Annotated in this window: 1 protein-coding gene; it reads left to right on the forward strand. The window is 64.8% G+C overall.

Features of this window, described 5'->3' with window-relative positions; translation table 11 throughout:
- The first annotated feature begins 38 nt into the window (after window positions 1–38).
- Window positions 39–800 carry an SDR family NAD(P)-dependent oxidoreductase gene (locus ACH107_RS33130; protein WP_412509833.1) on the forward strand — a complete coding sequence of 254 codons (762 nt, stop codon included), beginning with the start codon at window positions 39–41 and terminating at the stop codon, window positions 798–800.
- The last annotated feature ends 217 nt before the right edge of the window (window positions 801–1017 follow it).

The following is a 1017-nucleotide window of genomic DNA, read 5'->3' on the forward strand; positions in this document are numbered from 1 at the left end:
CCCAGACCACCGCATTTTCCCGATAACCGGAGATCCAAATGACACCGAAAACCGCAATCGTGACCGGCGCTGCCCGCGGCATCGGCCTTGCCACCACCCACCTGCTTCTTGCCGAAGGCCGGCGCGTGGCCATGATCGACCGCGACGCCGAGGCGCTGACGGCGGCCGCACAGGAGCTTGATGGCGTGCTGCCGGTCATTTGCGACGTGTCCGAACCCGACCAGGTCGCGGCCATGGCCGAAAGCGTCATGACCAAGTTCGGGCGGATCGACGCGCTGGTCAACAATGCCGGCGTCGCTGATTTCCGCCCGATGGGCGAAACCGATTTTGCGACATGGCGCAGTGTGATGGCAACCAATCTTGACGGCGTTTTCCTGACCTCTCAGGCGGTCATCCCGCATCTGAAGGCGGTCGGCGGCGCGATTGTCAACGTTGCCTCGATCTCGGGCTTGCGGGCCAGCACGCTGCGGGTTGCCTACGGCACGTCGAAGGCGGCAGTGATCCACCTGACCCGGCAACAGGCCGCCGAACTGGGCGAATGGGGCGTGCGTGCCAATGTCGTGGCACCGGGCCCGGTGGATACCAAGCTGGCGCTTGCCGTGCACACGCCGGCGATCCGCGCGGCCTATCACGATGCGATTCCCCTCAATCGCTACGGGCAAGAAACCGAGATCGCCGAGGTTATCGCCTTCCTGTGTTCCGACAAAGCCAGCTACGTCACAGGCCAGACGATTGCCTCGGATGGCGGCTTCGACTCGACGGGCGTCGGCCTGCCGGCACTGCGCGCCCACCCGGCGTGACGCGCCCACCCGCGCCGCCGGCAGCCGGATTGAACCACCTACCTGCCGCGGCAACCTGATGGCCGACATATTCGCTGATCGCATCGTGGACTGCCCGGCACTGACGCTCTAGTGTTCCGAGATGGGATGGTTGCCGCCCTCCCCAGACGGCATCGCAATGTGCCAGGATGGTGGTGTTGAAAGCCACTAAGCGAGGAGGACGGCAAGATGAAGGATA

The sequence above is a fragment of the Roseovarius halophilus (ex Wu et al. 2025) genome (genome assembly GCF_047086965.1).